Origin of the sequence: Paraconexibacter sp., assembly GCF_041602235.1 — a bacterium.
In the GTDB taxonomy this organism is placed as follows: Bacteria; Actinomycetota; Thermoleophilia; order Solirubrobacterales; family Solirubrobacteraceae; genus Paraconexibacter.
The window spans coordinates 1-1,826 of the sequence record NZ_JBFIGP010000464.1 but is presented as its reverse complement, the minus strand read 5'-3'; the positions used below and the strand labels follow the sequence as shown (position 1 = coordinate 1,826).

Genomic DNA, 1,826 nt, shown 5'->3' with positions numbered 1-1,826 from the left:
GAGGACATCAAGGGCGACCCGGCGCTGCGGTCGATCCCGGTCGTCGTCCTGACGACCAGCAGCGCCGAGGAGGACATCCTGCGCTCCTACGACCTGCACGCGAACGCCTACGTCACGAAGCCCGTGGACTTCGAGCGCTTCATCGAGGTGGTCCGGCAGATCGACGACTTCTTCGTGTCGGTGGTGCGGCTGCCGCGGCCGTGACGGCACTCCCGGTCACGAGCACGTGACCGGACCGATGAGTTCTCCGACGGCGGCGGGTCTTGTCTGCACCACCCCCGACGTCCCTGGAGGACCGATGACCCATCAGCCGCGACTCATCTTCGTCAACCTTCCCGTCAGCGACCTGGAGGCGACGACCGCGTTCTTCACGGAGCTCGGCTTCACGTTCGACGAGCGCTTCACCGACGACCGCTGTGCGTGCATGGTGGTCAGCGACCAGGCCTACGTGATGCTGCTCCAGCGCGCCAGGTTCGAGGAGTTCGCGAAGCTGCCGGTCTCCAACGCCCACCTCGCCACCGGGTCGATCCTGTGCGTGTCGGCGAGCAGCCGCGCGGACGTCGACGCCGTCGCCGACACCGCCCTGATGCACGGCGCGTCCCCGGCCGGCGACCCGACGGACCACGGGTTCATGTACGGCCGCAGCTTCCTGGACCTCGACGGCCACCACTGGGAGGTCATGTGGATGAGCCCGGAGGCGGTCGCCGCGGGCCCGGCGGACATGGACTCGGCGTCATCAGTGGCGTGAATGCGTCGTACGATGCAGTTGTGAGACCTGGAGCCGAACCCCGAGGGCTGGTCACCGGCGAGCTCGAGGCGCACCGCGCGGCCTTGACGGGCTACTGCTACCGCATGCTCGGGTGCGGCGCGGAGGCCGAGGACGCCGTCCAGGAGACGATGATCCGCGCCTGGCGCAACGCCGACAAGCTCCAGCACCGTGCCGCGCTGCGCGGGTGGTTGTTCCGGATCGCCGGCAACGTGTGCTTCGACATGCTCGAAGGGGGCAGACGCCGCGCCCAGCCGATGGACCTGGGGCCGGCGTCGGCAGCGGACGCCGCGCTGGGCGCCGGGCTCCCGGAGTCCACCTGGGTGCGTCCGATCGCCGACGAGCGGGTCCTCGACCTGCATGCGGACCCCGCTGACCTCATGGCGGCACGCGAGACGCTCCGGCTGGCGTTCGTCGCGGCGCTGCAGCACCTGCCGCCCAGGCAGCGCGCCGTCCTGGTGCTGCGCGAGGCGCTGCGGTGGCGGGCCGAGGAGGTCGCCGACCTCCTCGAGACCTCCGTCGCCTCCGTGAACAGCGCACTGCAGCGGGCGCGCGCCACCCTCGGCTCCCTGGATCTCGACCCTGGGGCCGTGTCCCCCGGCGGCGACGGGGGCGACCCGCTGCTGCAGCACTACATCGAGGCGTTCGAGGCCTACGACATCGAACGGCTCGTCACGCTCCTGCGGGAGGACGCGGCGTTCTCGATGCCGCCCTTCCCGCTCTGGGTGCGGGGACCGGCCGACATCGCCGGGTTCATGCTGGGCACGGGCGCGAAGTGCCGTGGGTCACGCGTCCTCCCCGTCTCGGCCAACGGCGGGCCGGCGGCCGCGATCTACAACCCTGCGGGAGACGGGAGCTTCACGCCCTGGGCGGTCGTGGTCCTGGAGACCGATGGCCGGCAGATCACCGGCCTGCACCACTTCCTGTACCCGGAGCTGTTCGCGCGCTTCGGCCTGCCGGAGCGGTTGCCCTCCCCGCCCCCGACACCGACGTCCAGCGCCTAGCTGCGGCGGGCGCGGCGCTCCGGATCGCGGGCCTGAGATCGGCACCGCTCGTCCCG

Annotated in this window: 2 protein-coding genes and 1 pseudogene; all 3 read left to right on the top strand. The window is 71.5% G+C overall.

Annotated features, from left to right (window positions below):
- Nucleotides 1-204: pseudogene (locus ABYE80_RS20460) on the top strand (response regulator); the annotation flags it as partial.
- Nucleotides 205-298: 94 nt separating this feature from the next.
- Entirely contained in the window at nt 299-748 is a 450-nt protein-coding gene (locus ABYE80_RS20455; protein WP_372792241.1) for a VOC family protein, read from the top strand.
- A 20-nt stretch (nt 749-768) separates the two neighbouring features.
- Complete coding sequence (locus ABYE80_RS20450) at nt 769-1,770, top strand: sigma-70 family RNA polymerase sigma factor (RefSeq protein WP_372792239.1); 1,002 nt, start codon at nt 769-771, stop codon at nt 1,768-1,770.
- Nucleotides 1,771-1,826: the final 56 nt, after the last annotated feature.

What these genes read in the sequence shown, in the direction of transcription:
- ABYE80_RS20455 (WP_372792241.1), top strand. Translation starts at nt 299, where the DNA reads ATGACCCATCAGCCGCGACTCATCTTCGTCAACCTTCCCGTCAGCGAC.